This is a genomic window from Saccharothrix isguenensis, assembly GCF_052936305.1.
The window spans coordinates 6,618,997-6,643,954 of the sequence record NZ_CP193626.1; the positions used below are offsets into that span (position 1 = coordinate 6,618,997).

General features: G+C 71.6%; 25 protein-coding genes. 8 read left to right on the forward strand and 17 right to left on the reverse strand.

The genetic code is table 11. The features are described 5' to 3' along the window. Positions 1-32: 32 nt before the first annotated feature. A complete protein-coding gene (locus ACRAKI_RS29620; RefSeq protein WP_447003776.1) occupies positions 33-851 on the reverse strand; it encodes a polysaccharide deacetylase family protein in 819 nt (272 codons plus the stop codon). 172 nt (positions 852-1,023) lie between these two features. Between ACRAKI_RS29620 and ACRAKI_RS29625 the strand changes: the two genes are divergently transcribed. Both ACRAKI_RS29625 and ACRAKI_RS29630 read left to right on the forward strand, forming a co-directional pair. Further along, positions 1,024-1,551: a YbhB/YbcL family Raf kinase inhibitor-like protein gene (locus tag ACRAKI_RS29625; protein ID WP_447003777.1), complete on the forward strand. Its 528-nt coding sequence runs from the start codon at positions 1,024-1,026 to the stop codon at positions 1,549-1,551. A gap of 55 nt (positions 1,552-1,606) precedes the next feature. Further along, positions 1,607-2,983: a mycothione reductase gene (locus tag ACRAKI_RS29630; RefSeq protein WP_447008557.1), complete on the forward strand. Its 1,377-nt coding sequence runs from the start codon at positions 1,607-1,609 to the stop codon at positions 2,981-2,983. Between the two features lie 103 nt (positions 2,984-3,086). On the opposite strand, the gene ACRAKI_RS29635 is transcribed toward ACRAKI_RS29630, so the two are convergent. Continuing rightward, positions 3,087-4,268: an MFS transporter gene (locus ACRAKI_RS29635; RefSeq protein WP_447003778.1), complete on the reverse strand. Its 1,182-nt coding sequence runs from the start codon at positions 4,266-4,268 to the stop codon at positions 3,087-3,089. A gap of 158 nt (positions 4,269-4,426) precedes the next feature. Between ACRAKI_RS29635 and ACRAKI_RS29640 the strand changes: the two genes are divergently transcribed. Next, complete coding sequence (locus ACRAKI_RS29640; RefSeq protein ID WP_447003779.1) at positions 4,427-5,110, forward strand: FadR/GntR family transcriptional regulator; 684 nt, start codon at positions 4,427-4,429, stop codon at positions 5,108-5,110. A 29-nt stretch (positions 5,111-5,139) separates the two neighbouring features. Here the strand turns inward: ACRAKI_RS29640 and ACRAKI_RS29645 are convergent, their stop codons facing one another. Next, a complete protein-coding gene (locus tag ACRAKI_RS29645) occupies positions 5,140-6,048 on the reverse strand; it encodes a LysR family transcriptional regulator (protein ID WP_447003780.1) in 909 nt (302 codons plus the stop codon). 73 nt (positions 6,049-6,121) lie between these two features. Here ACRAKI_RS29645 and ACRAKI_RS29650 point away from each other — a divergent pair, with 73 nt between their 5' ends. Further along, positions 6,122-7,024, forward strand: a complete 903-nt coding sequence (locus ACRAKI_RS29650; RefSeq protein ID WP_447003781.1) for an EamA family transporter — start codon at positions 6,122-6,124, stop codon at positions 7,022-7,024. Positions 7,025-7,054: 30 nt separating this feature from the next. On the opposite strand, the gene ACRAKI_RS29655 is transcribed toward ACRAKI_RS29650, so the two are convergent. Then, positions 7,055-8,578, reverse strand: coding sequence for a cobyric acid synthase (locus tag ACRAKI_RS29655; protein ID WP_447003782.1), 1,524 nt, complete (start codon positions 8,576-8,578; stop codon positions 7,055-7,057). A 66-nt stretch (positions 8,579-8,644) separates the two neighbouring features. Between ACRAKI_RS29655 and ACRAKI_RS29660 the strand changes: the two genes are divergently transcribed. Continuing rightward, positions 8,645-9,343 (forward strand): alpha/beta fold hydrolase, encoded by a 699-nt coding sequence (locus ACRAKI_RS29660; protein ID WP_447003783.1) that lies wholly within the window; start codon positions 8,645-8,647, stop codon positions 9,341-9,343. Here ACRAKI_RS29660 and map read toward each other — a convergent pair. The 8 genes from map to dxr all read right to left on the reverse strand — a co-directional run bounded on the left by map (position 9,330) and on the right by dxr (position 17,362). Continuing rightward, complete coding sequence (gene map, locus ACRAKI_RS29665; protein ID WP_447003784.1) at positions 9,330-10,187, reverse strand: type I methionyl aminopeptidase; 858 nt, start codon at positions 10,185-10,187, stop codon at positions 9,330-9,332. The genes ACRAKI_RS29660 and map overlap by 14 nt on opposite strands. Before the next feature lie 58 nt (positions 10,188-10,245). After that, on the reverse strand, positions 10,246-10,641 hold the full coding sequence (locus ACRAKI_RS29670) for a type II toxin-antitoxin system VapC family toxin (RefSeq protein ID WP_447003785.1): 396 nt from the start codon (positions 10,639-10,641) through the stop codon (positions 10,246-10,248). Beyond that, entirely contained in the window at positions 10,638-10,913 is a 276-nt protein-coding gene (locus ACRAKI_RS29675) for a type II toxin-antitoxin system Phd/YefM family antitoxin (RefSeq protein WP_447003786.1), read from the reverse strand. The genes ACRAKI_RS29670 and ACRAKI_RS29675 overlap by 4 nt, the downstream gene beginning before the upstream one ends. A gap of 33 nt (positions 10,914-10,946) precedes the next feature. Further along, positions 10,947-12,746 (reverse strand): penicillin-binding transpeptidase domain-containing protein, encoded by a 1,800-nt coding sequence (locus tag ACRAKI_RS29680; RefSeq protein ID WP_447003787.1) that lies wholly within the window; start codon positions 12,744-12,746, stop codon positions 10,947-10,949. A 102-nt stretch (positions 12,747-12,848) separates the two neighbouring features. After that, positions 12,849-13,703, reverse strand: a complete 855-nt coding sequence (locus tag ACRAKI_RS29685) for a GNAT family N-acetyltransferase (protein WP_447003788.1) — start codon at positions 13,701-13,703, stop codon at positions 12,849-12,851. Between the two features lie 69 nt (positions 13,704-13,772). Continuing rightward, positions 13,773-14,930, reverse strand: a complete 1,158-nt coding sequence (ispG, locus tag ACRAKI_RS29690) for a flavodoxin-dependent (E)-4-hydroxy-3-methylbut-2-enyl-diphosphate synthase (protein WP_447003789.1) — start codon at positions 14,928-14,930, stop codon at positions 13,773-13,775. A 13-nt stretch (positions 14,931-14,943) separates the two neighbouring features. Then, positions 14,944-16,140, reverse strand: coding sequence for a M50 family metallopeptidase (locus ACRAKI_RS29695; RefSeq protein WP_447003790.1), 1,197 nt, complete (start codon positions 16,138-16,140; stop codon positions 14,944-14,946). 1 nt (position 16,141) lies between these two features. Continuing rightward, the gene (gene dxr, locus ACRAKI_RS29700; RefSeq protein ID WP_447003791.1) at positions 16,142-17,362 is read right to left on the reverse strand and encodes a 1-deoxy-D-xylulose-5-phosphate reductoisomerase; all 1,221 of its coding nucleotides are present in this window, start codon (positions 17,360-17,362) and stop codon (positions 16,142-16,144) included. 155 nt (positions 17,363-17,517) lie between these two features. Between dxr and ACRAKI_RS29705 the strand changes: the two genes are divergently transcribed. Continuing rightward, on the forward strand, positions 17,518-17,784 hold the full coding sequence (locus tag ACRAKI_RS29705; protein ID WP_447003792.1) for a GlsB/YeaQ/YmgE family stress response membrane protein: 267 nt from the start codon (positions 17,518-17,520) through the stop codon (positions 17,782-17,784). A 90-nt stretch (positions 17,785-17,874) separates the two neighbouring features. Here the strand turns inward: ACRAKI_RS29705 and ACRAKI_RS29710 are convergent, their stop codons facing one another. Together ACRAKI_RS29710 and ACRAKI_RS29715 are read right to left on the reverse strand one after the other, a co-directional pair. Further along, positions 17,875-18,531, reverse strand: coding sequence for a response regulator (locus tag ACRAKI_RS29710; RefSeq protein ID WP_447003793.1), 657 nt, complete (start codon positions 18,529-18,531; stop codon positions 17,875-17,877). A gap of 2 nt (positions 18,532-18,533) precedes the next feature. Further along, positions 18,534-20,168, reverse strand: a complete 1,635-nt coding sequence (locus tag ACRAKI_RS29715) for a sensor histidine kinase (RefSeq protein ID WP_447003794.1) — start codon at positions 20,166-20,168, stop codon at positions 18,534-18,536. A gap of 182 nt (positions 20,169-20,350) precedes the next feature. Between ACRAKI_RS29715 and ACRAKI_RS29720 the strand changes: the two genes are divergently transcribed. Next, positions 20,351-20,608 (forward strand): DUF2631 domain-containing protein, encoded by a 258-nt coding sequence (locus ACRAKI_RS29720; RefSeq protein WP_447003795.1) that lies wholly within the window; start codon positions 20,351-20,353, stop codon positions 20,606-20,608. A gap of 264 nt (positions 20,609-20,872) precedes the next feature. On the opposite strand, the gene rlmN is transcribed toward ACRAKI_RS29720, so the two are convergent. The 3 genes from rlmN to ACRAKI_RS29735 all read right to left on the reverse strand — a co-directional run bounded on the left by rlmN (position 20,873) and on the right by ACRAKI_RS29735 (position 24,043). Then, the gene (rlmN, locus tag ACRAKI_RS29725) at positions 20,873-21,979 is read right to left on the reverse strand and encodes a 23S rRNA (adenine(2503)-C(2))-methyltransferase RlmN (protein WP_447003796.1); all 1,107 of its coding nucleotides are present in this window, start codon (positions 21,977-21,979) and stop codon (positions 20,873-20,875) included. Positions 21,980-22,288: 309 nt separating this feature from the next. After that, positions 22,289-23,272, reverse strand: a complete 984-nt coding sequence (locus ACRAKI_RS29730) for an aldo/keto reductase (RefSeq protein ID WP_447003797.1) — start codon at positions 23,270-23,272, stop codon at positions 22,289-22,291. Positions 23,273-23,296: 24 nt separating this feature from the next. Further along, complete coding sequence (locus ACRAKI_RS29735; protein WP_447003798.1) at positions 23,297-24,043, reverse strand: class I SAM-dependent methyltransferase; 747 nt, start codon at positions 24,041-24,043, stop codon at positions 23,297-23,299. A 57-nt stretch (positions 24,044-24,100) separates the two neighbouring features. Between ACRAKI_RS29735 and ACRAKI_RS29740 the strand changes: the two genes are divergently transcribed. Continuing rightward, the gene (locus ACRAKI_RS29740) at positions 24,101-24,916 is read left to right on the forward strand and encodes a VOC family protein (RefSeq protein WP_447003799.1); all 816 of its coding nucleotides are present in this window, start codon (positions 24,101-24,103) and stop codon (positions 24,914-24,916) included. Positions 24,917-24,958 lie beyond the last annotated feature (42 nt).

The following is a 24,958-nucleotide window of genomic DNA, read 5'->3' on the forward strand; positions in this document are numbered from 1 at the left end:
ACGTCGGGGGAGGTGTCGCGTCCGGGGAGGTGTCACGCGGTCGCGTCGGGGTCGGCCAGGAAGTCCTCCAGCACGACCGGGGTGACGCCGTCGAGCTTGCAGCGTTCGAGGAAGGCCAGGAAGTCCTCCACGAACGTGTGCCGGAAGTGCATGAGCACGATGTCGCCGGCGTTCAGCCGCCCGCCCGCCTGGAACTGCACGACACCGTCGTTGACCGCCGCCGTCCACATGACCAGCGCGGTGAACCCGCAGTCGGCCGCGGCCCGGCGGGTGGTGTGGTCGAAGTTCCCGAACGGCGGGCGGAACAGCGTCGGCTGCGCACCCAGCCGCGCCCGCAGGAGGTCGGCGTTGCCGCAGATCTCCTGGCGCTGGAAGTCGTACGGGGTGCCGGTGAGGTCGGGGTGGGTCGAGGTGTGCGCGTGGACCCGTGCGGCCCCCTGGAAGGCCTTGAAGTAGTCGGTGTGGCCTTCGACGTGCTTGGAGTTGAGGAACAGCGTGGGTTCGACGCCGCTCTTGCGCATCAGCTCCAGCGCGGCGGGGTGCCGGACCGCCCCGTCGTCGATGGTGATGAACACGTACGGCCGGTCGGTCTCGATCCGGCGGACCACCGGCACCAGGCCGTCGGTGGTCGGCGGCACGGGCTGTTGCGGTGTCCCGAAGGCGTACGGACGGGGGAAGACGGGGACCGCGGTGCCGCCCGGACCCGGCAAGGCCGTCGGGGGCGTTGTGGTCGTGGTGGTGGTCGCCGTCGCCGTCGTGGTCGTGGTCGTCGCCGGCGGCTGCGCCTCCGGCTGTGGTGCGCACGCCACCGCGACGACCGCGGCCGCGACCGCCACGCCCATGCGTCTCATCCGTCTTCCCCTCACGTGCGCGATGTCGCCCGATCAGGGACGCTCACGGGACATGGGACGCCACGACGACCACTCGGGTTGCCCTGCGACTTCCCCTGCGCCTCCCCCTGCGGCACCACTGTGCCGCAGATAGGGTCCTCCGGGTCCAGCGAGATCACGAGTGGAGGACTTGATGAGCCTTGAGCGCCCCACCGCTCCCGACCCGTACTCGCTGCTTCCGCAGGTGGCGTCGTTCGCGGTCGACTCGACCGACGTGGCCGACGGCCAGGCCCTGCCGGAAGCGCACGTGTTCGAGGGCGGCAACACCTCGCCCCAGCTGAGCTGGAACGGGTTCCCGGACGGGACCAAGAGCTTCGTGGTGACCTGCTTCGACCCCGACGCCCCGATCCCGTCCGGGTTCTGGCACTGGGTCGCGGTGAACATCCCGGCGTCGGTGACGTCGTTGGAGACCGGCGCGGGCGCCTCGGACGACACCCTGCCCGACGGCGCGTTCCACGTCCGCAACGACTTCGGCGTGCGGGCCTACGGGGGCGCCGCGCCGCCGCCCGGCGACCAGGTGCACCGGTACTGCTTCGTGGTGCACGCGGTGGACGTGGAGGAGCTGGAGGTGGACAGCGACTCGTCACCGGCGGTAGTCGGTTTCAACCTGGCGTTCCACACGCTGGCCCGCGCCGTCCTGGTCCCGACGTACGCGCACTGAAGCTGCTGCCGGCGGATCGGGAATGATCGCCTCACGTCGTGGGTTGCAGCACGACGTGAGGCACTTCGACCTGGTCATCATCGGCACCGGTTCCGGCAACTCCATCGCGGACGAGCGGTTCGCCGGCTGGAACATCGCGATCGTCGAGAAAGGCGTGTTCGGCGGCACGTGCCTGAACGTCGGGTGCATCCCCACCAAGATGTTCGTGCACACCGCCGACGTCGCCGCCGCACCCGCTTCGGGCGCGCGGCTCGGCGTGGACGCGCACCTCGACGGCGTCCGCTGGACCGACGTGCGCGATCGGATCTTCGGGCGCATCGACCCCATCTCCGAAGGCGGGCGCCGCTGGCGGGCCGAGGAGAACGCGAACGTCACCGTGTACGCGGGCACCGCGCGGTTCACCGGCCCCAAGACCCTGGACACCGGCACCGGCGAGGTGATCACCGGGGACCGGTTCGTGCTGGCCGCGGGCAGCCGCCCGAGCGTGCCGGACGTGGCGGACCTCGACTCGGTCGGCTACCACACCAGCGACACGATCATGCGCCTCGACGCCCTGCCCGCCCGGATCACCATCCTGGGCAGCGGGTTCGTGGCGGCCGAGTTCGCGCACGTGTTCTCGTCGTTCGGGGTGGCGGTGACCGTGATCGCCCGGTCCGACCTGGTGCTGCGGCACGAGGACCGCGAGGTCGCCACCCGGTTCACGCAGGTGGCGTCCGGGAAGTGGGACGTGCGGCTGAAGCGCAAGGCGGTGCGGGCCGAGCGGGTGGACGGCGTGGTCCGGCTGCACCTGGAGGGTCCGAACGGCGCCGAGGTCGTGGAGTCCGAGGAACTGCTCGTCGCGGTCGGCCGGACGCCGAACTCGGACCTGCTCGACCTGGCCGCGACCGGGGTGGACGTGCGCCCGGACGGCCGGATCGCCGTGGACGAGTACCAGCGCACGTCGGTCGAGGGCGTCTACGCGATGGGTGACATCAGCTCCGAGTACCAGCTCAAGCACGTGGCCAACCACGAGGCGCGGGTCGTGCAGCACAACCTGCTGCACCCGGACGCGCCGATCGCCTCGGACCACCGCTTCGTGCCCGCCGCGGTCTTCTCGTCACCCCAGGTGGCGTCGATCGGGTTGACCGAGGAGCAGGCCGTCGAGCGCGGTGTGCGGTACGTGGCGGCGTCGCAGGCCTACGCGTCCATCGCGTACGGCTGGGCGATGGAGGACGACACGGGTTTCGCGAAGGTCCTGGCCGACCCGGACACCGGGCTCATCCTGGGCGCGCACGTCATCGGCCCGCAGGCGTCGAGCGTCATCCAGCCGGTGATCCAGGCGATGAGCTTCGGCCTGGACGCGAGGACTGTGGCGCGCGGCCAGTACTGGATCCACCCGGCCATGCCCGAGGTGATCGAGAACGCCCTGCTCAACCTGCCGCTGAACGACTGAGCCGCGGAGTCGACGGGAGCCCCGGCCGTACCCCTCGTGCGGCCGGAGCTCCCGTACATGTCCGTAACCGACACATCGCTGTCGGAAGACGAGGCGTTATCACCTACACCGTGCGCGGGCGGCCGGCGATCCAGCCGAGGGCGGTCAGGGCGGCCAGCAGGCCCGCGAGGACGAGCATCGACAGGGTCCAGGTGCCCGTCGCGCCGCGCAGGACCCCGAACGCGAACGGTCCGGTGGCCGAGATCAGGTAGCCGATGCTCTGCGCCATCGCGGACAGCCGGGCGGTGTCGGCGCCGGACGTCGTGCGCAGCGAGATCATCACCAGCGCCAGCGGGAACATGCCCATCCCCAGGCCGATCAGCACGACCCAGAGGCCAGGCGCGGCGGCCGGTGCGAAGGCCAGGCCGAGGACGCCGAGCATCGCCGGCACACCGAGGACCAGCACCAGGCCCGACTGGCTCGCACGTCGTGCGGCCAGCGGCGGGACGATCAGGCTCACCGGCACACCGAGCACCATCGTGACCGCGAGCAGCAGGCCGGCGGTCGTGCGGTCCACGCCCGCGTCACCGAGGATCTGCGGCAGCCAGCCCATCACCGTGTAGGCGAGCAGCGACTGCAGGCCGAAGAACACCGTGATCACCCACGCCAGAGGACTGCGGAACAGCGACCGGACGGCGACGGGACGGTGCGCGACCGGTCGGGCGGTGAAGCCGTGCCGCGCGGCGGCCAGCCACAGCACCAGCGCCGCCAGGGACAGGAACGCCCAGGCGCCCACGGCCAGTCGCCACGACCCGAGAGCGGACTCCAGGCCCGGCGTGAACGCGGCGCCGAGGGCGGCGCCGGCAGCCAGGGCGGCGGTGTAGACACCGGTCACCAGACCGACCCGACCGGGGAACGACTCCTTCACGACCACCGGGATCAGCACGTTGCACACCGCGATGCCCGCGCACGCGATGAACGTGCCGCCGAGCACCGCCGCCGGCCCGTCCACGACCCGCAGCACCAAGCCGACCGTCAACACGAGCAACGACAACGCGACAGCGCGCGCCATGCCCAAACGCCGGCCCATCCACGGCGCGAGGAACGCCGCGAACCCGAAGCACACCGTGGGCACGGCCGTCAGCAGGCTCGTCCACGCCGTCGAGACGCCCAGGGACACGCGCACGTCGCCCAGCACCGAGGCGAGGCTCGTGACGGCAGGGCGGAGGTTGGCGGCGGCCAGCGCTACGCCGATCGCCAACAAGGTGCTGCCGACCAGGGCAACTTGGCGGTCCCGGTGCGCCACACCGGTCGCGGTACCGCCACGATGGGCCTCGGTCGTCGCGGCGGGACCACGATCAGTGGCACTGTGGTCAGTCGAAGGTGACCGGTCTGACCGGATCTGCTGGATCGCCACCCGGCTATTCTCTCAGACATGGGATGTCCGGATGAAAGGATGATGCTGTGCCGTTGGCCACTACTCGGCGGGCAGGGCTCGTCGACCAGGTGATCGACCAGATGCGCGGTGCGATCGCCGCCGGTGAATGGCCGGTCGGCCGCCGGATCCCACCCGAACCGGAGCTGGTGACCGCCCTGGGCGTGGGCCGCAACACCGTGCGGGAGGCGGTGCGCGCGCTGTCCCACGCCGGGCTGCTCGAAGTCCGCCAGGGCGACGGCACGTTCGTCCGCGCGACCAGTGAGCTGTCCGGCGCGGTCCGCCGGATGTGCGGCACCGAGCTGCGCGAGGTCCTCCAGGTCCGCCGCACGCTGGAGGTCGAGGGCGCACGGCTCGCCGCGTCCCACCGCACCGACGAGGAACTGCTCAGGCTCGAAGCGCTCCTCGCCGAACGGGACGAGGCGCTGGCCGGCAAGGACTGGAGCCGACTGGTCGAACGGGACGCCGCGTTCCACGTGATGCTCGTCCAGTGCTCGCACAACACCCTGCTGGCCGAGTTGTACCAGGGGCTCACCGAGGCGGTCCGGGCCAGCATCACGGCCACCGTGGACACCGACCACGAGGACGACCACGTGTCCCACACGGGCCTGCTCGACGCCGTGCGCCACCGCGACCCGGCCCGTGCCGCCGCCGAAGCGGGCGCCTTCCTGGAGGACCTGCTGGAGCGCCACACGGAGCGCCACGCGGACTGAGACGCCACGCCGTCACGCGGACTGAGGCCTCACGCCGTCTCGCGCAGGTCCCAACAGGCTTGCAGCGCGGTGAGGGTGGCCGTCACGGCGGGACGGCGGGTCGCCTGCGTCCGCCACACCGCGAACACCCGGCGGGTCGGCGTCGGCCGGAACGGCACCGCGCGCACCGAGTCCGGCAGCTCGCCGCGACCGAGCCTGGGCAGCAGGGCCACGCCGATCCCCTTGGCCAGCAACGCGAGCTGCGTCTCGTACTCGGCGATCCGGTACGCCAGGTCGGGTTCCATGCCCGCCCCGCGGAACGTGTTCACCAGCCAGTCGTGGCAGATCGTGCCCTCCGGCTGGCAGATCCACCGTTCAGCGGCCAGGTCGTCCGGCACGACCGAGTCCCGGTGCGCCAACGGGTGGCCGACGGGCAGCAGCACGTCCGCCACGTCCTCCCCCAGCCGCACCCGGGACACCGGTTCCGGCACGGCCAGCGGCGCGTTGACCCAGTCGTGCGTGACGGCCAGGTCCAGCTCGCCGCGCGCCACCAGCTCCAGGCAGTCCGGCGGGTCCAGCTCGACCAGCCGCACGTCGAGCTGCGGGTGGTGGTCGGCCAGCCGGACGAGCGTCGCGGGCATCAGGCCCCGGGTGGCGGTGGCGAACGCGCCGACGCGCAGCTCGCCGACCGCCTCACCGCGCTGCTCCTCCAACGCCACCTCGGCGTGCTCGACCAGCGCCAGCACCTCGTGGGCGGTGGCGGCCAGGAGATGGGCCGCGTCGGTCAGCACGACACCGCGCCCACGGCGTTCCAGCAGCGTGGTGCGGGTCTCGCGTTCCAGCTTGGCGATCTGCTGGGACACCGCCGAGGGCGTGTAGCCCAACGCCGTCGCCGCCGCGCCCACCGAGCCGTGCCGCGCGACCGCGTGGAGGGCGCGGAGGCGCCCGAGATCCAACATGTAGCAATTCTAAACTGAAATCTTCAGAACTCGTCGCTAGTGCTAAACGATCTCGGCACTGAGACTCGGGGACGTGAAACCACGCCACGTCGCGATCGCGGTGCTCGTCGCCACCGTCTGGGGGGTCAACTTCGTCGTCATCAAGGTCGGCCTGCGCGATTTTCCGCCGCTGTTCTTCACCGGGCTGCGGTTCCTGGCCGCCGCCGTGCCCGCGCTGTGGTTCGTCGGCCGGCCGAAGGTGGCGTGGAAGTGGGTCGTCGCGGTCGCGCTGGCGCTGGGCGTGGCGAAGTTCGGACTGCTGTTCGTGGGCATGGCCGCCGGGATGCCCGCCGGGTTGTCGTCCCTGGTGCTGCAGAGCCAGGTGTTCTTCACCGTGCTGTTCGCGGCCGTGCTGCTGCGCGAACGGCCGCGTCCGGTGCAGCTGCTCGGGATGGGAGTGGCGGCGACGGGGATCGTGGTGATCGCGTTCGACTACGGCGTGAGCAGCCCGATCTCGGCGTTCCTGCTGGTGGTGCTGGGTGCGGGGGCGTGGGGGCTGGCGAACGTGGCCACCCGCTACGCCCGGCCGCCGGACCCGCTCAACTTCATCGTGTGGGTCAGCGCGGTGGCCGTGCTGCCGCTGTTCGCGCTGTCGCTGGTGTTCGAGGGGCCGACGGCGGACCTCGCGGCGTTGCGGGGGCTGAGCTGGACGGGCGTGGGCTCGATCCTGTTCATCGCCTGGGTGTCGACGCTGCTCGGCTTCGGGCTGTGGAACCTGCTGCTGCGGACCTACGAGGCGAGCGCGGTCGTGCCGTTCGCGCTGCTGGTGCCGGTGGCGGGGATGCTGTCCGGCTGGCTCCTGCTGGACGAGGTCATCACCCCGGTCCGCCTCGGCGCCGCCGCCCTGGTGGTCGTGGGCATGGCCGCGGCCACCGTGAAACGGCGTGAGCCGCGGGTCGACGCGCCGGTGGCCGAGGTCCCGGTGGCGGTCCGATGAGCCGCACCTCGTCCTCCGGTCAGGACGCCGTCAGTCGACCGGCGGAGCGCCGGCGGGCGGGATGACCGGGAGTCCCGGCGGAGCGCCCTTCTCCAGCAACCCCCACACCGCGTCGGTGTCGAGGTGGTCCGCGACCAGGTCGCCGAGAAGGTCGAGCTGCGCGCTCCGCCGTCCGGCGAAGTCGACGTCCGGCGCGGGGGTGAAGCCGTCGCGGCCCGCGTGGCCGGCGGCCCAGCGCAGGAACGCGCGGCGGAACGCGTCGTTCTCCAGCAGCCCGTGCCAGTGCGTGCCCGCGACCCGGCCGCGCAGCGCGCCTTCCGGCGTGCCGTCGGACAGGGTGACCAGGCCCTGCTCGGCGTTGCGGGTGACCACGCCGTGGTGGATCTCGTAGCCCGTCACGGGCTCGCCCAACGCGTCGCCGTGCGGCTGTTGCAAGGTCTTGTCGGGATCGAACCGCACGTCCACGTCGAGCAGGCCCAGCCCGGCCGCGGCGCCCGCGCGGGACTCGACCGCGTCCTCGATGGTCCGCCCGAGCATCTGGAACCCGCCGCAGATGCCGAGCACCGGACCGTCGTGCGCGGTGATCGCGTCGGCCAGGCCGGTGGCGCGCAGCCAGCGCAGGTCCTCGACGGTGGCCTTGGAGCCGGGCACGACGACGAGGTCCGCGTCGGCCAACCGGGACGGCTCGGTGACGAACCGCACCGACACACCGGGCTCGCACGCCAACGCCTCCACGTCGGTGGCGTTGGAGATCCGGGGCAGGCGCACCACGGCCACCCGCAGCCATTGGTCGCCGCGCGGCGGCTCCGGCCGGCCGATCACGCCGTCCGCCGCGTAGGACAGCGAGTCCTCCGCGTCCAGCCACAGGTCCTCCCGCCACGGCAGCACGCCGAGCACGGGACGTCCGGTCAGCGCGGTGAGCTGCCGCAGGCCGGGTTCGAGCAACGCCGGGTCGCCGCGGAACTTGTTCACCACGAACCCGCAGACCAGCGCCTGGTCCGCCGGGTCGAGCAGGGCCAGCGTGCCGAAGAGGTGCGCGAACACCCCGCCGCGGTCGATGTCGCCGACCACGAGCACCGGCAGGTCGGCCGCCCGCGCCAGCCCCATGTTCGCGATGTCGTTCGCCCTCAGGTTGATCTCGGCGGGCGACCCCGCGCCCTCGCAGACGACCACCTCGAAGTCGTCCCGCAGGCCGTCCAAGGTGGCCAGGACGGTGGTGAACAGCTCGGCCTTGCGCTCGCGGTAGGACAACGCGGACACCTCGCCCACCGCCCTGCCCAGCACCACGACCTGCGAGCTCCGGTCACCGCCCGGCTTGAGCAGCACCGGGTTGAACCGCACGCTCGGCTCCAGCCCGCACGCGGCGGCCTGCAACGCCTGCGCCCGGCCGATCTCGCCGCCGTCCCGCGTCACGACCGAGTTGTTGGACATGTTCTGCGCCTTGAACGGAGCCGTCCGCACACCGCGCCGGGTGAGCCACCGGCACAGGCCTGCGGTCAGGACGCTCTTCCCCGCGTCCGACGTCGTGCCGGCCACGAGCAACGCACTCCGCACCCTGTCCCCCACCTCTGCCGAGCCGGCTGTCGTACTTTGTCGGTCCCGGCTGACATCATCCACACCATGGTCGACGCCCCCGCCACCGCAGTCCTGGTGCACAGCCCCTACCTCGGGCCGGCGAGCCTGCGCCCGCTCGCCGGGGCGCTCGCCGCGCTCGGTCACCCGGTGGTGCTGCTCGACGTGCGGGTCACGGTCAACGCCGCGCCCGTCCACCAGCGGCTGATCGGCGGGTTCGCGGACGCCATGGAGGACGCGCTGGTGGAGGGCGACCTGGTGCTCGTCGGGCACAGCGCCGCCGGTCCGCTGCTGCCCGCGTTCGCCGACGCCCTGGAGGCGCCCGTGCGCGGGCTGGTGTTCCTCGACGCCAACCTGCCCACACCGGGGCGGAGCTGGCGGGACGACGCGCCGCCCGAGCGGATGGCGCACCTCAAGGCCATCTCGCGGGACGGGCTGATGCCGCGCTGGGACCTGTGGTTCGCGCCCGAGGTGCTGTCCGCGATGGTGCCGGACGTGCGGGTGCTGGAGGAGATCGAGGCCGAGGCGCCCGAGGTGCCGCTGGCGTTCCTGAAGGAGCCCCGGCCCACCGTGGCGTGGACCGGGCCGTGCTCGTACTTGCAGCTCAGCCCCGCGTACGCGGCTGCCGCCGCGGCGGCGCGCGAGCTGGGCTGGCCGGTGGTGGAGTTGGACAGCCACCACCTGGGCGCGGTGACGGCGCCCGACGAGGTGGCCGCCGCCCTCGTGCCGCTGATCAGCAGACGGTGAGGATCTCGGCGCCGTCGTCGGTGACCACGATCGTGTGCTCGAACTGGGCGGTCCAGCTCTTGTCGCGGGTGGTGACCGTCCAGCCGTCGTCCCAGACGTCGTGCTCTATGCCGCCGAGGGTGATCATCGGCTCGATGGTGAACGTCATGCCGGTCTCGATGACCGTGGGGACGTGCGGGGCGTCGTAGTGCAGCACGATCAGGCCGCTGTGGAAGGTGCGGCCGATGCCGTGGCCGGTGAAGTCGCGCACCACGCCGTAGCCGAAGCGGTTGGCGTAGGCCTCGATGACGCGGCCCACCACGTTCAGCTGCCGGCCCGGCTTCACCGCCTTGATGGCGCGCATGGTGGCCTCGTGGGTGCGTTCGACCAGGAGGCGGACCTCCTCGCTCACGTCGCCGGCGAGGAAGGTGGCGTTCGTGTCGCCGTGCACGCCGCCGATGTAGGCGGTGACGTCGACGTTGACGATGTCACCGTCCTCGACCACGGTCGAGTCGGGGATGCCGTGGCAGATGACCTCGTTCAGCGAGGTGCAGCAGGACTTGGGGAAACCGCGGTAGCCGAGCGTGGACGGGTAGGCGCCGTTGTCGCACAGGAACTCGTGCGCGACCGCGTCGATCTCGTCCGTGGTCACCCCGGGCACGATGACCTTGCCCGCTTCCTGCAACGCCTGGGCCGCCAGCCGGCCCGCGACCCTCATGGCCTCGATCACCTCGGGCGGCTGCACCCACGGATCGGTGTTGCGCTTGGGTTCCGGCCGATCGACGTACTCCGGCCGCACGATCTGGGCGGGCACCGGACGGCGCGGGGACTGAACACCTGGCTGGAGGACGGCACGCACGGACATGCCCCCAGATTACGGCTCAGCGTGATGGCCCATGCGCCGCGTGTCCCTTTGCCGTCGATCAGACCGCGCCGGGCGAGGCCGTGGGCAGCCCCATCTCGTCGGCTGCGGTCAGGAGCCGCTTGTCATAAGCCACGAACGTGTCGAGGTGGGTCCGGATGCGCAGGGCGGACGCGAGGTGGATCGCATCCAGCGACCTCAACGGGAAGGCCAGCGCCCCGGCCGCGTCCAACAGATCGGTGGTCATCGGCATCTCGTCGAGTTCGACCAGGATCAAGGTGGCCTGCCTGATCGCCGCGTCGCCCTCGGCCCGGACAGCTCGGACCAACTCGACCCTGGCCAACGAGCTGCTGATCCGCGGCACCTCGCTTCGAGCGTTCACCCACGCGTTCAGCGCGAGGGTCTCGGGCTCGGACAGGACCAACTTCACCAGGGCCGAGGTGTCGAGGTAGATCACCAGCGCTCGTCTTCACGCATCTGGCGCAGCACCTCGGAGATCGGCGTGCCCGTGGTGGCGGGCAGGGGCGGGGGGAACGGTCGCCCTCGCCCTCGGAGCAGCACGCCCTTGGCGGCCAACTGATCCCGCACTGGCAGCGCGTCCTCGCCGGGAGGACCGATTTCGGCGACCACCCGACCGTGGTCGGTCACCGCGATCCTCTCCCCGGCCTCGGCCCGCCGCACGTACTCGCCCGCGTGGTGGCGAAGTTCGCGAAGTCCGATCCGATCCATGTATAACACGGTATCACATTGATGTTGACCCATTCAGCCCAGCGCGGCCAGGAAGCGGGCTGACGCGTCGACCGCCGGGCCGGAGCTGTTGGTGCCCAGCAGCAGCGTGGCGAACGCCACGTCGCCCCGGTACCCCACGAACCAGCCGTGCGAGTTCGTGCCGTCCCCGAACTGCGCCGTCCCCGTCTTCCCCCGCACGTCCCCGTACGGCCGCAGCTGCGGCGCGGTGCCGGTCTCGACGACCTCGCGCATCATCGCCCGCAGCGGCTCCAGCACGGCCGGAGCCGGGGGCGTCGGGATGTGGTCGGCCTTGGTCTCCCGGCCCTTCAGCAGCGTCGGGACGGGCATCTTGCCGGACGCCACCGTCGCGGCCACCACGGCCATCCCGAACGGGCTCGCCAGCAGCTTCCCCTGGCCGAAGCCGTCCTCCGCCCGCTCCACCACGTCGGTGGCGGGCGGCACGGAACCGGTGACCGTGGTGATCGCCGGGATCTCGAAGTCGACGCCCAGCCCGAACGAGTCCGCCGCCTCGGTCAGCGCGTCCGCCGGCATCTCCGCCGCCAGCCGCGCGAACGTGGTGTTGCACGAGAACGCGAACGCCGAGTGCAGCGGGATGGTGCCCTTGTCGAACTCGTGGTCGTTCGGCACGATCCGGCGCCCGTCGATGGTCGTCTTCCCGGGGCACGGCAACGGGCTGTCCGCGGTCGCCTGCCCGGACGACAGGGCCGCCGCCGCCGTCACGATCTTGAACGTGGACCCCGGCGGGTAGCGGCCGGTCAGCGCCATCGGACCCTCGGCGTCGGCCGGGTCGTTCTGCGCCACCGCCAGCAGCTCGCCGGTCGACGCCTGCAACGCCACCAGCATCGCCGCCTGCGGCACCGACTCCAGCGCGTCCTCGGCCGCCGTCTGCACGCTCCGGCTCAACGCCGTGGACACCGCCTGCGCCGGCTCCGGCGGCTCCTCGTGCAGGGTCTCCACCTCGTCACCGGCCGCGTTGGCCGTGTAGACGCGCAGCCCCGCCCGCCCGGCGACCTCCTCCTCCACCGCCTTGCGCACCGCCGGCAGCACCTGCGACCCGAACGTGCGCGACGGTGCGAGCAGGCTCGTCCGGGTGGTGAACCGCACCCCCGGCAGCTCGTAGATCGCGGGCTTCACGGTCTGGTAGTCCGCGTCGCGCAGCGCGGCCACCTGGTACACCTGCCCGGCGGGGACCTTCGCCACCCCGTCCACGATCGACTGCTGGGTGATGTCGGCGTCGATCGGCGTCAGCGCCGCGGCCAGCGCACCGGCCACCGCGCCCACGTCACCGGCCTCCTTCGCGTCGAGCAGGACCGACACGACCTGCTCGGGCGACAGCAGCGGCGTCCCGTCCCGGTCCAGCACGGGCGCCAACGCGGGCCGCACCTCGGCGACACCCAGCGTCTGCTGCGCGGCGAGCTTCGGGTGCACGGCCGAAGGCGCCCAGTGCACCTTCCAGTCGTCCTCCTCGCGGCGCAGGTCGAACTCGGTCTCGTAGCTCCACGCGTGGTCGTGCCCGAGGTCCCAGTCGAGCAGCGCGGTCACGCCGGCGGAGGACGACTCGTCGGACGAGCGCACCTCCCGGACCTCGGTTCTCAGCCCGTCGGGCTTCAGCGCCTCCCGGAACTCGCCCAGCACCTCTTTGGCACTGCCCGGGTCGTCGGTCACACCGGCGGCGCCGTCGACGTCACCGGCGGCCAGCTTGGTCAGGAAGTCGGCGGCCACCTGGTCGGGACCGGGACGGGAGGAGAACAGGCCGCAGCCGCTGACGAGCAGCAGGACGACCCCGAACAGGGCCAGCGTGCGCGCGATCACGACGCCGAGTATGCCCGTTCCGGCCGCTCAGGCGGCGGGCCGCCCGACGTGACGCCCTCCGGAACCACGTCCGCGGCGGGCCCGGACGACATCGGGACGACGTCAGAACAACACGGTCGCGTACTGGCCGACCTGGGAGAACCCGATCCTGCGGTACGCCGCCCTGGCCACGTCGTTGTACGAGTTCACGTAGAGCGACGCCGTCCGGCCCAGGCCTCTGACCAGGCGTTCGGCCACCGCCGCGGTGCCCGCCGTGCCGATGCCGCAGCCACGCCGATCGGGCCGCACCCACACGCCCTGGATCTGGCCGACCTTCGTCGACATGGCGCCGATCTCGGCCTTGAACACCACGTCGCCGCCCTCGAACCGGGCGAACGCCCGCCCGCCCGCGATGAGTTCGGCCACCCGCGCCCGGTAGGACGCGCCGCCGTCCTCCGCGCACGGGTCGACGCCGACCTCCTCGATGAACATGGCGATCGCCGCCGGCAGGTACCGGTCCAACTCGTCCGGCCGCACCGGGCGGACCAGCGGGTCCATCGGGATGGACGGGCTGCCGCCCAGCGCCATCAACGGCTGGTCCGCGCGCACCTCGCGGGCGGGGCCCCAGTCCGGGGCCAGTTCCTCCCACAACCCGAGCACCTGCTCGGACGGCCCGACCAGCGAGGAGCACATCCGGCCTCGCCGGCGGGCGCGGTCGGCGAAGCTGCGCAGCGCGGGCGTGTCACCGCACAGCGGGATGAGGTTCGGCCCGGCGAAGCACAGCGCGTCGACCCGGCCGCCGCGCAGCGAGCGGTGGTCGTACGCCCACACCTCGCCGCCCAGCCGCCACGGGTCCAGGCCCGCGACCTCGACCCGGGCGGCCACCATGCAGGACGCCACCGGGTCGGCCGCGAGCAACGCCAGGACCTCGGTCAGGTCCCGCTCGTCGAGCAGGCGCGCGCCAGCCAACCTCAGCACGTCTCAAGCCTGCCAGATGGACCACGTGGTCCGCGCGTCCGCCACCCGCTCAGCCGACACCCCGGCCCGTCAGCCGACCGTCACGACCGGTTCGCCGCCTTCGACGGCCTCGCCCATCTCCTCGGCGATGCGCATGGCCTCCTCGATGAGGGTCTCCACGATCTGGTGCTCGGGCACGGTCTTCACGACCTTGCCCTTGACGAAGATCTGGCCCTTGCCGTTGCCCGACGCCACACCCAGATCAGCCTCACGAGCCTCACCCGGCCCGTTCACCACGCACCCCATCACCGCCACCCGCAACGGCACCTCCAGGCCCTCAAGACCCGCCGTGACCTGCTCCGCGAGCGTGTACACGTCCACCTGCGCCCGACCGCACGACGGGCACGACACGATCTCCAGCTTCCGCGGCCGAAGGTTCAACGACTGCAGGATCTGGTGGCCGACCTTCACCTCCTCCACCGGAGGAGCCGACAGCGACACCCGGATCGTGTCCCCGATGCCCTGCCGCAGCAGCGCGCCGAACGCGACGGCGGACTTGATCGTCCCCTGGAACGCCGGACCCGCCTCGGTCACGCCCAGGTGCAGCGGGTAGTCGCACTGCTCCGCCAGCAGTTCGTAGGCCCGAACCATCACCACCGGGTCGTTGTGCTTCACCGAGATCTTCAGATCGTGGAAGTCGTGCTCGGCGAACAACGACGCCTCCCACAACGCCGACTCCGCCAACGCCTCCGGCGTCGCCTTCCCGTACTTCTCCATCAACCGCGGATCCAACGACCCCGCGTTCACGCCGATCCGGATCGGCGTCCCGCGCTCCCGCGCCGCCGCCGCGATCTCCCGCACCTTGTCGTCGAACTTCTTGATGTTCCCCGGGTTCACCCGCACCGCCGCGCACCCGGCGTCGATCGCCGCGAACACGTACTTCGGCTGGAAGTGGATGTCCGCGATCACCGGGATCTGCGACTTCCGCGCGATCTCCGCCAACGCGTCCGCGTCGTCCTGCGACGGACACGCCACCCGCACGATGTCGCACCCCGCCGCGGTCAACTCCGCGATCTGCTGCAACGTCGCGTTCACATCAGCCGTGACCGTCGTCGTCATCGACTGCACCGACACCGGGAACTCACTGCCGACACCCACCGAACCCACCATCAACTGGCGGGTCTTGCGCCGTTCCGACAACACCGGCGGCGGCATCGCCGGGATACCGAGCATGACGCCGTTGCTCATGGACTAGCACCTCTCACTGGAAGAGCTTGATGGGGTTGACGATGTCCGCGGTGATCGTCAGCAAGGTGACCGACCCGCCGACGAAGATCACGAAATAGGTGAGCGGCAACAGCCGCAGGTAGTTGACCGGGGCGCCGTCCGGCAGGCCACGCAGCTTCCGGATCCAGTTTCGCACCCGCTCGTACAGGTTGACGGCGATGTGACCGCCGTCAAGCGGCAGCAGCGGCAGGAGGTTGAACACACCGACGAAGAAGTTCAGCCCCGCCAGCATCAGCCAGAACAGCTGCCACAGGCCACGGTCGACCGCCTCGCCGCCGAGCCGGCTCGCGCCGACCACGCTGACCGGGCTGTCGATGTCGCGCTCGCCGCCGCCGATCGCCTCGACCACGGCCGGGATCTTCTGCGGGAACCGGAGCAGGCCCTTCCAGGTGTTCTCGAACATCGTGCCGGTGAACGAGGTGGCGCCCCCGATGGCCGTCAGCGCGTTGTACTCGAAGTTGCGCTGGTGCATGATCCCGATCGCGCCGACCTCGGACTTGTAGGTGCTGCCGTCCTTGCGCCGCATCTCGCGGTCGACCCGCGCGACGTCGGCGGTGAGGGTGACCTCCTGGCCGTCGCGGAGCACCTTGAAGTCGGTCGGCCCGGACTGCAGGCGCGTCTTCTCCAGCACGTCGCTCCACGTGGGGGTGGACGCGCCGGCCACGGCCACGATCTCGTCGCCGACCTGGAAGCCCGCGTCCTTGGCCGGTGACGGCGCGTCGGGCGCGCAGTCCGCCTCCGTGCTGCTCTGCACGCAGGGCGTGACCTCGGCGACCAGGGGCGTGTCCCGGAGGTTCGGGATGCCCATGGTGAAGGCCATGAAGTACAGGATGATGAAGCCGACGATGAAGTGGGTGATGGAGCCCGCGGACAGCACGACGACGCGCTTCCAGGTCTTCTGCCGGTTGAACGCCCGGTGCCGGTCCGCCGGCGCGACCTCGTCCAGCGCGGTCATGCCCACGATCTCGCAGAAACCGCCAGCCGGGATGGCCTTGATGCCGTACTCGGTCTCACCGCGGCGGAACGACCAGATGCGCGGGCCGAACCCGATGAAGTACCGGGTCACCTTCATCCCGAACATCTTCGCGGTGGCCAGGTGGCCGAGTTCGTGCAGTGCGATCGAGACGCCGATCAGCAGCGCGAACAGCAGAATGCCCAGAAAAACGAGCACGTCAGTCCTTTCCAGACCCCACCGAAGTGGACACGAGTTCCCGCGCCCGCGCCCGGGCCCAATCCTCCGCCGCGAGCACCTCGGCGACGTCGACCGGCTCGCGCGCCCAGCCGTCCGCCTCCTGCAGCACCCGATCGACAGTGTCCACGATGGAGGTGAACGACGTGCCGCCGTCGAGGAAGACCGCGACCGCTTCCTCGTTCGCCGCGTTGTACACCGCCGGGAGGCAGCCCCCGCCGGAACCGGCCTGCCTGGCCAGCCGCACCGCCGGGAACGTGTCGTCGTCCAACGGCTCGAACGTCCACGCCGTGGCCATGTCGAAAGTACACGCGGCGGCGGCGCCGGGGATGCGGTCGGGCCAGCCGAGGGCCAGCGCGATCGGCAGCTTCATGTCCGGCGGGCTGGCCTGGGCGAGTGTGGAGCCGTCGGTGAACGTGACCATCGAGTGCACGATCGACTGCGGGTGGACCACCACGTCGATGCGGTCGTAGGGCACGTCGAACAGCAGCTTCGCCTCGATCAGCTCCAAGCCCTTGTTGACCAGGGTGGACGAGTTGATCGTGATGACCGGGCCCATGGACCAGGTGGGGTGCGCCATGGCCTCGCGCGCGGTGACGCCGGCGAGCTCGGCGCGGGTCCGGCCGCGGAACGGGCCGCCGGACGCGGTGAGGACGAGCTTGGCGACCTCGTCGGCCCGGCCCCCGCGCAGGCACTGGGCGAGCGCCGAGTGCTCGGAGTCGACCGGCACGATCTGGCCGGGTGCGGCGGCCTTGAGCACCAGTGGACCGCCCGCGATCAGCGATTCCTTGTTCGCCAGGGCGAGCGTCGCGCCGCTCTCGAGGGCGTGCAGCGTCGGCGCCAGGCCGATGGACCCGGTCATGCCGTTGAGCACCACGTCCGCGGGGGTGGAGTCGACCAGGTCGGTCATCGCGGTGGGGCCGGCCAGCACGCGCGGCAGCTTGAACGCGCCCTGCGCGTAGCCGCGCCGCTGCGCCTCGGCGTAGAGGGCGAGCGTGACGTCCTCGACCGCGGTGGCCCGCGCGACGGCGACGGCCTCGACCCCGAACTCGACGGCCTGGGCGGCGAGGGTGGCGGGATCAGCGCCACCGGCGGCCAGCCCGACCACGGTGAAGCGGTCGCGGTTGGCGGCGATGACGTCGAGGGCCTGGGTGCCGATGGAACCCGTGGAACCGAGGACCAGGACCGTGCGTGGTGTGCTCATCACCGCCATTGTTCCGGAACCAACCTGATAGCCCGCACAGCGGTACTTGGGTCACAGAACGGTAACGAGGGAGTGGTATCACCCGAACGTGGGCACTCCCTGATCAAGAGCCTCGACGGATCCGCCCGTCGCGGCCATCAGGAAGGAGAGCCCCCGTGGGCATCTTGGGTTGGATTTTCCTCGGCCTCATCGCGGGTGCCATCGCCAAGGCCATCATGCCGGGTCGGGACCCCGGCGGCATCATCATCACGATGCTGCTCGGCATCGTCGGAGCCATCATCGGCGGGTTCATCGGCCGCGCCATCTTCGGCACCGACATCGGCACGTTCTTCGACCTGGGCACCTGGCTGCTGGCCATCCTCGGCTCGCTCGTCGTGCTCGGCATCTACCGCATGGTGACGGGCAACCGAGCCAGGGCGTAATTCCCGCTCGACACACAGGAACTACCTGGAAGAGTGCCCCGCTGATCCGTCGGCGGGGCACTCCCCTGTCCGCCCCCTGTGTTCGAACCCCTATGCCGGGGGGTTCAGCCCGGCGTCCCGCGCCAGCAGGGCCGCTTGGACCCTGTTGGTGAGCCCCAGCTTCGCCAGCAGCCGGCTCACGTAGGTCTTCACCGTCGCCTCGCTCATGTGCAGCCGCTGGCCGACGTCCGCGTTCGACATGCCGAGCCCGAGCAGCGCCAGCACCTCGACCTCGCGGTCGGTCAGCCCCTCGACCTGGCGCATCGCCTCCTGCCGGCGCGGCTGACCCACGTGGGCGACCATCCCGACCACCCGGCTGGTCACCATCGGTGACAGGTAGGCCTCCCCCGCGTGCACCGCACGCACCGCGCGCAGCAGCTCTTCGGGCGCCGAGTCCTTGAGCAGGAACCCGGCCGCGCCGTCGGACAGCGCCCGGACGATGTTGTCGTCCTCACCGAACGTGGTCAGCATCACCACCCGCACGGACGGCGCGGCGGAGCGCAGCTCACGCGCCGCGGCCAGGCCGTCCAGCCGCGGCATCCTGATGTCGAGCACGGCCACGTCCACCCGCCGTTCCAGGGCGATCCGCACCGCTTCCCGCCCGTCACCGGCCTCGGCCACCAGGTCGATGTCGTCGGCGGTGCCGAGGATGGCCTTGATTCCCGCGCGCATCAGCGGCTCGTCGTCGGCGATGAGGACCCGGATCACGTTCACATCCCCTGCAGGTGGGTGGACTTCTCGGCGAGCTTGCCGTCCTTGAAGCAGAACCGCACGATCTTGGTCGCCCGCGACGAGTAGGTCTGCCGGTCGGCCACCCGGTACTCGCACCTCGCCCCCTCGGGTTCCGGCGCGGCATCGGACGTGACGTCGCCCAGCGGCGGCGCGGCGCCGCCCGGGAGCCGCGCCATCACCTCGGCCTCCGACTCCCCGACCGACACCGAGTCGTACAACTCCTCGGACACCACTTTGGTGACGGGCTGTGTCCCGAGCCACGTGTAGCCGCCTACGACCACGATCACCACGATCCCGGCCAGCAGGATCGACCCGACGCCCGCCCACTTGCGGATGCCGGTCGGCTTGGCCGGTTCGGGCGGCTCTTCGTCGGACGGGTCGTCGCCCGCCGCGTCGGTGTCCTCGTACGGCAGCACGGCGGCGATCCGGAAGCCGCCGGCGGGCAGTTCGCCGACGTGCAGCATGCCGCCGGCCAGCCGGACCCGTTCGCCCAGGCCGACCAGGCCGAACCCGGAGCCCTTGGGCAGCTTCACCCGCGGCGGGTTGTTGCGGACCTCGACCACCAGGGCGTCCGGCTCGTACTTGACGGTGACCTGGACGCTCGCGCCCGGCGCGTGCTTGTTGGCGTTGGTCAGGCCCTCCTGGGCGATGCGGTAGGCGGCGTGGCTGACCTTCACGGGCAGCGGCACGGGCTGGCCGCCGCGGACCAGGCTCACCCGCACACCCGCCCGGCGGGCGCCATCGACCAGTTCGTCGATCGCGTCCACGGTGCGGCGCACCTGGTCCTCGTCCGGTTCCTCGTCGCGACGCAGCACCCCGATGACGCCGCGCAGCTCCTCCATGGCCGTGAGGGCCGCGCTCCGCAGCACCTGCACCGCTTCGCGCTGGCGGTCGCCGAGGCCGGTGTCGAGCGTCAACGCGCCGGCGTGCACGGAGATGAGGCTGAGCCGGTGGCCGAGGCTGTCGTGCATGTCCTGGGCGATCCGGTTGCGCTCGCGCAGCCGCACCTGCCGCGACACCATCCGGCGTTCGCGCTCGACCCGTTCCTCGCGCTCCTGCAGGGCCGCGACCAGGGCGTTGCGCTGGGCGGCGTACCGGCCGATCAGGAACGGGAGGGTGATGACCATGCCGTAGACGGTGAGCATCACCCAGGAGCCGAACGGGCCGGAGAGGCCTGGGCTGGAGACGTCCCAGGCGACCATGTGGAGGGCGAGCGAGAGGACGGCGGTGAGCAGCGCCCGCTGCCACGGTTCGATCCGGTAGCCGGCCGCGTAGGCGAGCATGATGACAATCGCGATGCCGCCGTGCTCGGAGCTGAAGACCACCCACGTGCCGAGCAGCAGCGCGAGCGCGGGGAACAGCAGCCGGGACAGGTAGAGGGCGACGTAGCCGGCGCCGGCGGCCACCAGCAGCCAGCCGGACAGGCGCCAGTCGCCGACGATCCAGCCGGGGAAGACGTCCAGGCAGAGGAGCACGAGGATGGCCAGCACCTCGCGCGCCACGCGCCAGGGCGTGACCTGGCCCAGGCGTTCGGCGTGGGTGCGCAGGAACGCCGCGGGCGCCTCCCGGAGGTCCGGCAGGTCGGGCCGGAGCCGCTGAACGACAGACGTCACGGGCGACAACGTTAAAGAATCCCCTGGTCGGCTGCGGCGTTCATTGGTCTCGAACGTTTCCGACGAAAGTTGACGCAGGTCGACGCGGGGGAAGTGCCGCGCACCTCACGTCCGGGGTCGCGCGCGCGTGTGCGACGATGACCGGCGTAGGTGAACATGATCGGCAGGAAGGTCGTGCGGCTGTGTCTTCGTCCTCGAAGCTGGACAAGCGTCGGGCGGTCGACCCCCACGAGGAGCCATCGGCCGAGTGGGGTTGGCACGGCGGGTTCCCCAGGGGCATCAAGATCGCCGGCTGGGTGTCGACCCTGGGCGTCTTCTCCATGCTGATCGGCAACCACCAGGGCCGCACCGAAGACCTCTGGGTGATCCTCACCGGCGTCACCATGGCCGCCCTCCTGATCTGGGACCACGTCCGCAGCCGCACCTCCTGGCGACGCTGAGCCCACGCTCCCGCGCCAGGTTCACGACTCGTCGGCCGTCACAGCCCGAGGGACCTGGCGCAGACCGGCGGTCACGTCGCGCGTGAGGATCATCGGCAGATCCCCGACCCGCTGGGTCAGGCGGGTCTTGTCCACCGTGACCAGAGCCGAACGGGTGATCCCCAGACACTTCGCGCCACCCCCGACCTGCGCCAATGTGTCGTCGGAGACTGAAATAGCCGTCTCCGTGCCACCGGCCACACCCGGGCACTGCCCGGGTGTCGGTCAGCCCTCGGCGGCGAGCTGACCGCAGGCGGCGGCGATTTCCTGGCCGCGGGTGTCGCGGACGGTGCAGGCCACGCCCTGGTCGTTGACCCGGCGGACGAACTCGCGCTCCACCGGCTTCGGCGACGCGTCCCACTTCGAGCCCGGCGTCGGGTTCAGCGGGATGACGTTGACGTGCACCAGTTGGCCCAGGTGCCTGCGCAGCAGCTTGCCCAGCATGTCCGCGCGCCACGGCTGGTCGTTGATGTCGCGGATCAGGGCGTACTCGATCGACACGCGGCGGCCGGTCCTGTCCGCGTAACCCCGCGCGGCCTCCATGACCTCGGCGACCTTCCACCGGGTGTTGACCGGCACGAGGGTGTCGCGCAGCTCGTCGTCCGGCGTGTGCAGCGACACGGCCAGCCGCACCTGCAGGTTCTCCTCGGTCAGCTTCCGGATCGCCGGCACCAGGCCCACCGTCGACACCGTCACCGAACGCTGCGAGATCCCCAACCCGTCCGGCGCGGGGTCGCAGATCCGGTGCACCGAGTCGACCACGCGGCGGTAGTTCGCCAGCGGCTCGCCCATGCCCATGAACACGATGTTCGACAGCCGTCCCGGTCCACCGGGCAGCTCGCCGTCACGCATCGCCGCCGCACCGCGCCGCACCTGGTCCACGATCTCCGCCGTGGACAGGTTCCGGGTCAGACCACCCTGGCCCGTGGCGCAGAACGGGCACGCCATACCGCAGCCCGCCTGCGACGAGATGCACAGCGTGGCCCGGTCCGGGTAGCGCATCAGGACGCTCTCGACCAACGTCCCGTCGTGCGCGCGCAGCAACGTCTTGCGCGTCGTGCCGCCATCGGCCTCGACGCTGCGCAGCTCCGTCCACAACGGCGGCATGAGGTCGGCGACCAGGCGGTCGCGGGTGGCGGCGGGGATGTCGGTCATCGCGTCGGGATCGACGGTCAGCCGGCCGAAGTAGTGGTTCGACAGCTGCGCGGCGCGGAACGGCTTCTCGCCGAGCGCGGCGACGGCCTCTCGACGCTGGTCGGCGGAGAGGTCGGCGAGGTGGCGCGGGGGCAGCCCGCGCTTGGGCGCGTCGAAAACAAGGGGGAGGGCAGTCATAGCACCGTCCAGTGTCCCACGGCCGCGGACCGCCACCGACCACGCCGCCCGTGTGCGCCGACACCTCCGCGACCCCCATCACCACCCGGCTTCCGCGGGCAGGGGCGAGGCAGGGGCGGCCGGCAGCGCAAGGGCAGCGTCCGCGCGCAAGCTCTCCGCCATCCTCGGCGAACTCGACGTCGAGGAAGATGACACGGAAGAGCGAAGTGCCGGCCGCTCGGCCGGCGGCAGTTCAGCCACCAGCCGCTCGACCGGCCGCGGTCCGAGCGCCGGCAGTCGAACTGCCGGCGGCGAACCACGGGCGGTGATCTACCAGCGGTCGTGGACCAGCGGGCGGATCAGCGAGTCGTACACCGCGCGCACCTCGTCCTGAACCGACGCCGACAACGGCGCGAGGTCCGCGGCGGCCGAGTTGGCACGAGCCTGCTCGGCGTTGCGGGCGCCGGGGATGACCACGGTGACGCCCGGCTGGTCCACGACCCACCGCAGCGCGAACTGGGCCATGGTCGCCCCGGCCGGCACGAGGGGCCGCAGCCGCTCCACCGCCTCCAAGCCGACCTCGAACGGCACGCCGGAGAACGTCTCGCCGACGTCGAACGCGTCACCGCTGCGGTTGTAGTTGCGGTGGTCGTCGGCCCCGAACGTGGTCGACGCGGTGTACTTGCCGGACAGCAGTCCCGAGGCGAGCGGAACGCGGGCGATGACGGCCACGCCCGCCTCCGCCGCCGCGGGCAGCACCCGCTCCAGCGGCTTGAGCCGCAGCGCGTTCAGGATGATCTGGACGCTCGCCACACCCGGCCGCGCGATGGCCGTCAGCGCCTCGTCGACGGTCTCGACGCTCACGCCGTACGCGGCGATCCGCTCGGTCTGCACCATCTCGTCCAGCGCGTCGAACACCTCGTCGGTCGAGTAGACCGACGTCGGCGGGCAGTGCAGCTGCACCAGGTCGAGCGTGTCCACGCCGAGGTTGGCGCGCGACCGGTCGTTCCAGGCCAGGAAGTTGTCGCGGTTGTAGTTCTCCGGCGTCTGCTCGGCCCGGCGGCCCATCTTGGTGACCACCGTGAGGCCCGCGTCGCCGCGCTCACGCAGGAACTTGCCGACCAGCGTCTCGCTGCGGCCGTCGCCGTACACGTCGGCGGTGTCGAAGAAGTTGACGCCGGTGTCGGCGGCGGCGTGCAGCACCGACAGCGCGTCGGACTCCTCGACCTGGCCCCAGTCGGCGCCGAGCTGCCAGCAGCCCAGACCGATGACGCCGACCTGCCGACCCAACTTGCCCGCGTTCCTGTTCTCCACGGTCCGAATCCTAGGTGAGCGCCATCAAGGCAGCACAATCCCAGCCGGCTTCCGTCTCACGTGCACGCGGTAGCCGACCTCGAACGACAGGCCGGGCGTGTGCGCGATGGCCTGTTCCGCGACCGCCTGGGAGAACTCGATGCGGAGCACGGCTTCCAGATCCTGACGGCGGTCGAACCGCCACAGCGCGCGCACGCGGCGCAACGAGAACCCCTCATCGGTGAAGAAGCGCTCCACGGCCACGGGGTTGTAGCGGGGCTCGTCGGCGCACAGCCACGGCCCGTACGGCTCGGCGAGCCCGTCGAGGTCCACGACCGCCAGCGCGCCGCCCGGCCTCAGCACCCGGTCCGCCTCGCGGATGCCCGGCTCGCAACCGGGCCCGAAGAAGTACGCCGTGCGCGCGTGCACGAGGTCCGCGCTCGCGTCCCCCAGCGGGAGCCGTTGCGCCGGTCCGGCCAGCACCTCGGCGTTCGGCACGTCGGCCACCCGTGCCCGAGCACGGCGCACCAGCGGCGGGTGCGGCTCGACACCGGTCACCGAGCGCGCCGTCCGGGCGAACTCGGGCAGGTGGAAGCCGTCGCCGCAGCCGACGTCCACCACGTCCCGCCCGGCCCAGTCGCAGTCCTCGCGCAGGGCGCTCCAGATCACGCCGTCGACGTCCTGCGCCCGGTTCTCGACCTCGTAGACCTCCGGCCAGTGCCAGATGTTCGGGCTCGGCAGGACGTCGACAGGCCGGACGGCGGCCAACGCGGCTCGGACGAATCCCTTCACGAGACGACTCTAGAGCCGTAGCGTGATCGAACAAGCGCGGCTTGCAGGAGGTACACGGTGTCGATCGTCCCGAATTCTCCCGCTTTGGCCGAGTTCCACTACGGCGCACCGTGCTGGGTGGACATCGCCACCGACGACCTCCAGGCCACCGTCGACTTCTACAACGGCCTCTTCGGCTGGTACTTCGAGGACGTCCAGGGCCGCACGGTCGCCCTGGTGGACGGGCTGCCGGTGGCCGAGGTCGTCGCCGCCGGCCAGCCGAGCCCGTGGACGCTGTACCTGAACACGCCGCACGCCCGTGCCACCGCCGACAAGGCGCACGCACTGGGCGGCACGGTCCTCGGCGAACCGTCCGACCTGGTCACGCTGCTCGCCGACCCCAGCGGGGCGGTGGTCGGGTTCCGGCACGTCCCGGCCGACTGGGTGTTCCGGGCCGACGGGCACGGCGCGTACGCGTGGGCCGAGCTGAACACCCGTGACGGGCAGGCGGCGGACGAGTTCTTCAGTGAGCTGTGCGGCTACGAAATCACCCAGATAGGTGACGGCCAGGCGGTCGACTACACGATCTGGGCGCTCCACGGCCACACCGTGCTCGGCCGGCAGCGGATGGGCCGGGCGTTCGCGCCGGGCACCCCGCCGCACTGGATGGTGTACTTCACCGCCGCGCCCGAGATCGGCGCCGACTCGGCCGCGTCGCGGGTCCTCGAACTGGGCGGGCACGTCACCGTCGAGCCGTACGACACGCCGTTCGGCCGGATCACGGTCGTCGCCGACCACGCGGGCGCGGTGTTCTCGGTGATCGACTCCTCCCGCACCACGCCGCTGTCCGACGACGACACCGGCTCACGGGTGGACGACCCGTACGACGACTGACCCGTACGACGACTGACCCGTACGACGGCCGGCCTCGCACGG

Coding starts and splice junctions, on each gene's coding strand:
- ACRAKI_RS29675 (WP_447003786.1), bottom strand. CDS start 10,913: ATGGATCGGATCGGACTTCGCGAACTTCGCCACCACGCGGGCGAGTAC.
- ACRAKI_RS29660 (WP_447003783.1), top strand. CDS start 8,645: ATGGTCGACGCCCCCGCCACCGCAGTCCTGGTGCACAGCCCCTACCTC.
- ACRAKI_RS29645 (WP_447003780.1), bottom strand. CDS start 6,048: ATGTTGGATCTCGGGCGCCTCCGCGCCCTCCACGCGGTCGCGCGGCAC.
- ACRAKI_RS29620 (WP_447003776.1), bottom strand. CDS start 851: ATGAGACGCATGGGCGTGGCGGTCGCGGCCGCGGTCGTCGCGGTGGCG.
- ispG (WP_447003789.1), bottom strand. CDS start 14,930: ATGAGCAACGGCGTCATGCTCGGTATCCCGGCGATGCCGCCGCCGGTG.
- dxr (WP_447003791.1), bottom strand. CDS start 17,362: ATGAGCACACCACGCACGGTCCTGGTCCTCGGTTCCACGGGTTCCATC.
- ACRAKI_RS29625 (WP_447003777.1), top strand. CDS start 1,024: ATGAGCCTTGAGCGCCCCACCGCTCCCGACCCGTACTCGCTGCTTCCG.
- rlmN (WP_447003796.1), bottom strand. CDS start 21,979: ATGACTGCCCTCCCCCTTGTTTTCGACGCGCCCAAGCGCGGGCTGCCC.
- map (WP_447003784.1), bottom strand. CDS start 10,187: ATGTCCGTGCGTGCCGTCCTCCAGCCAGGTGTTCAGTCCCCGCGCCGT.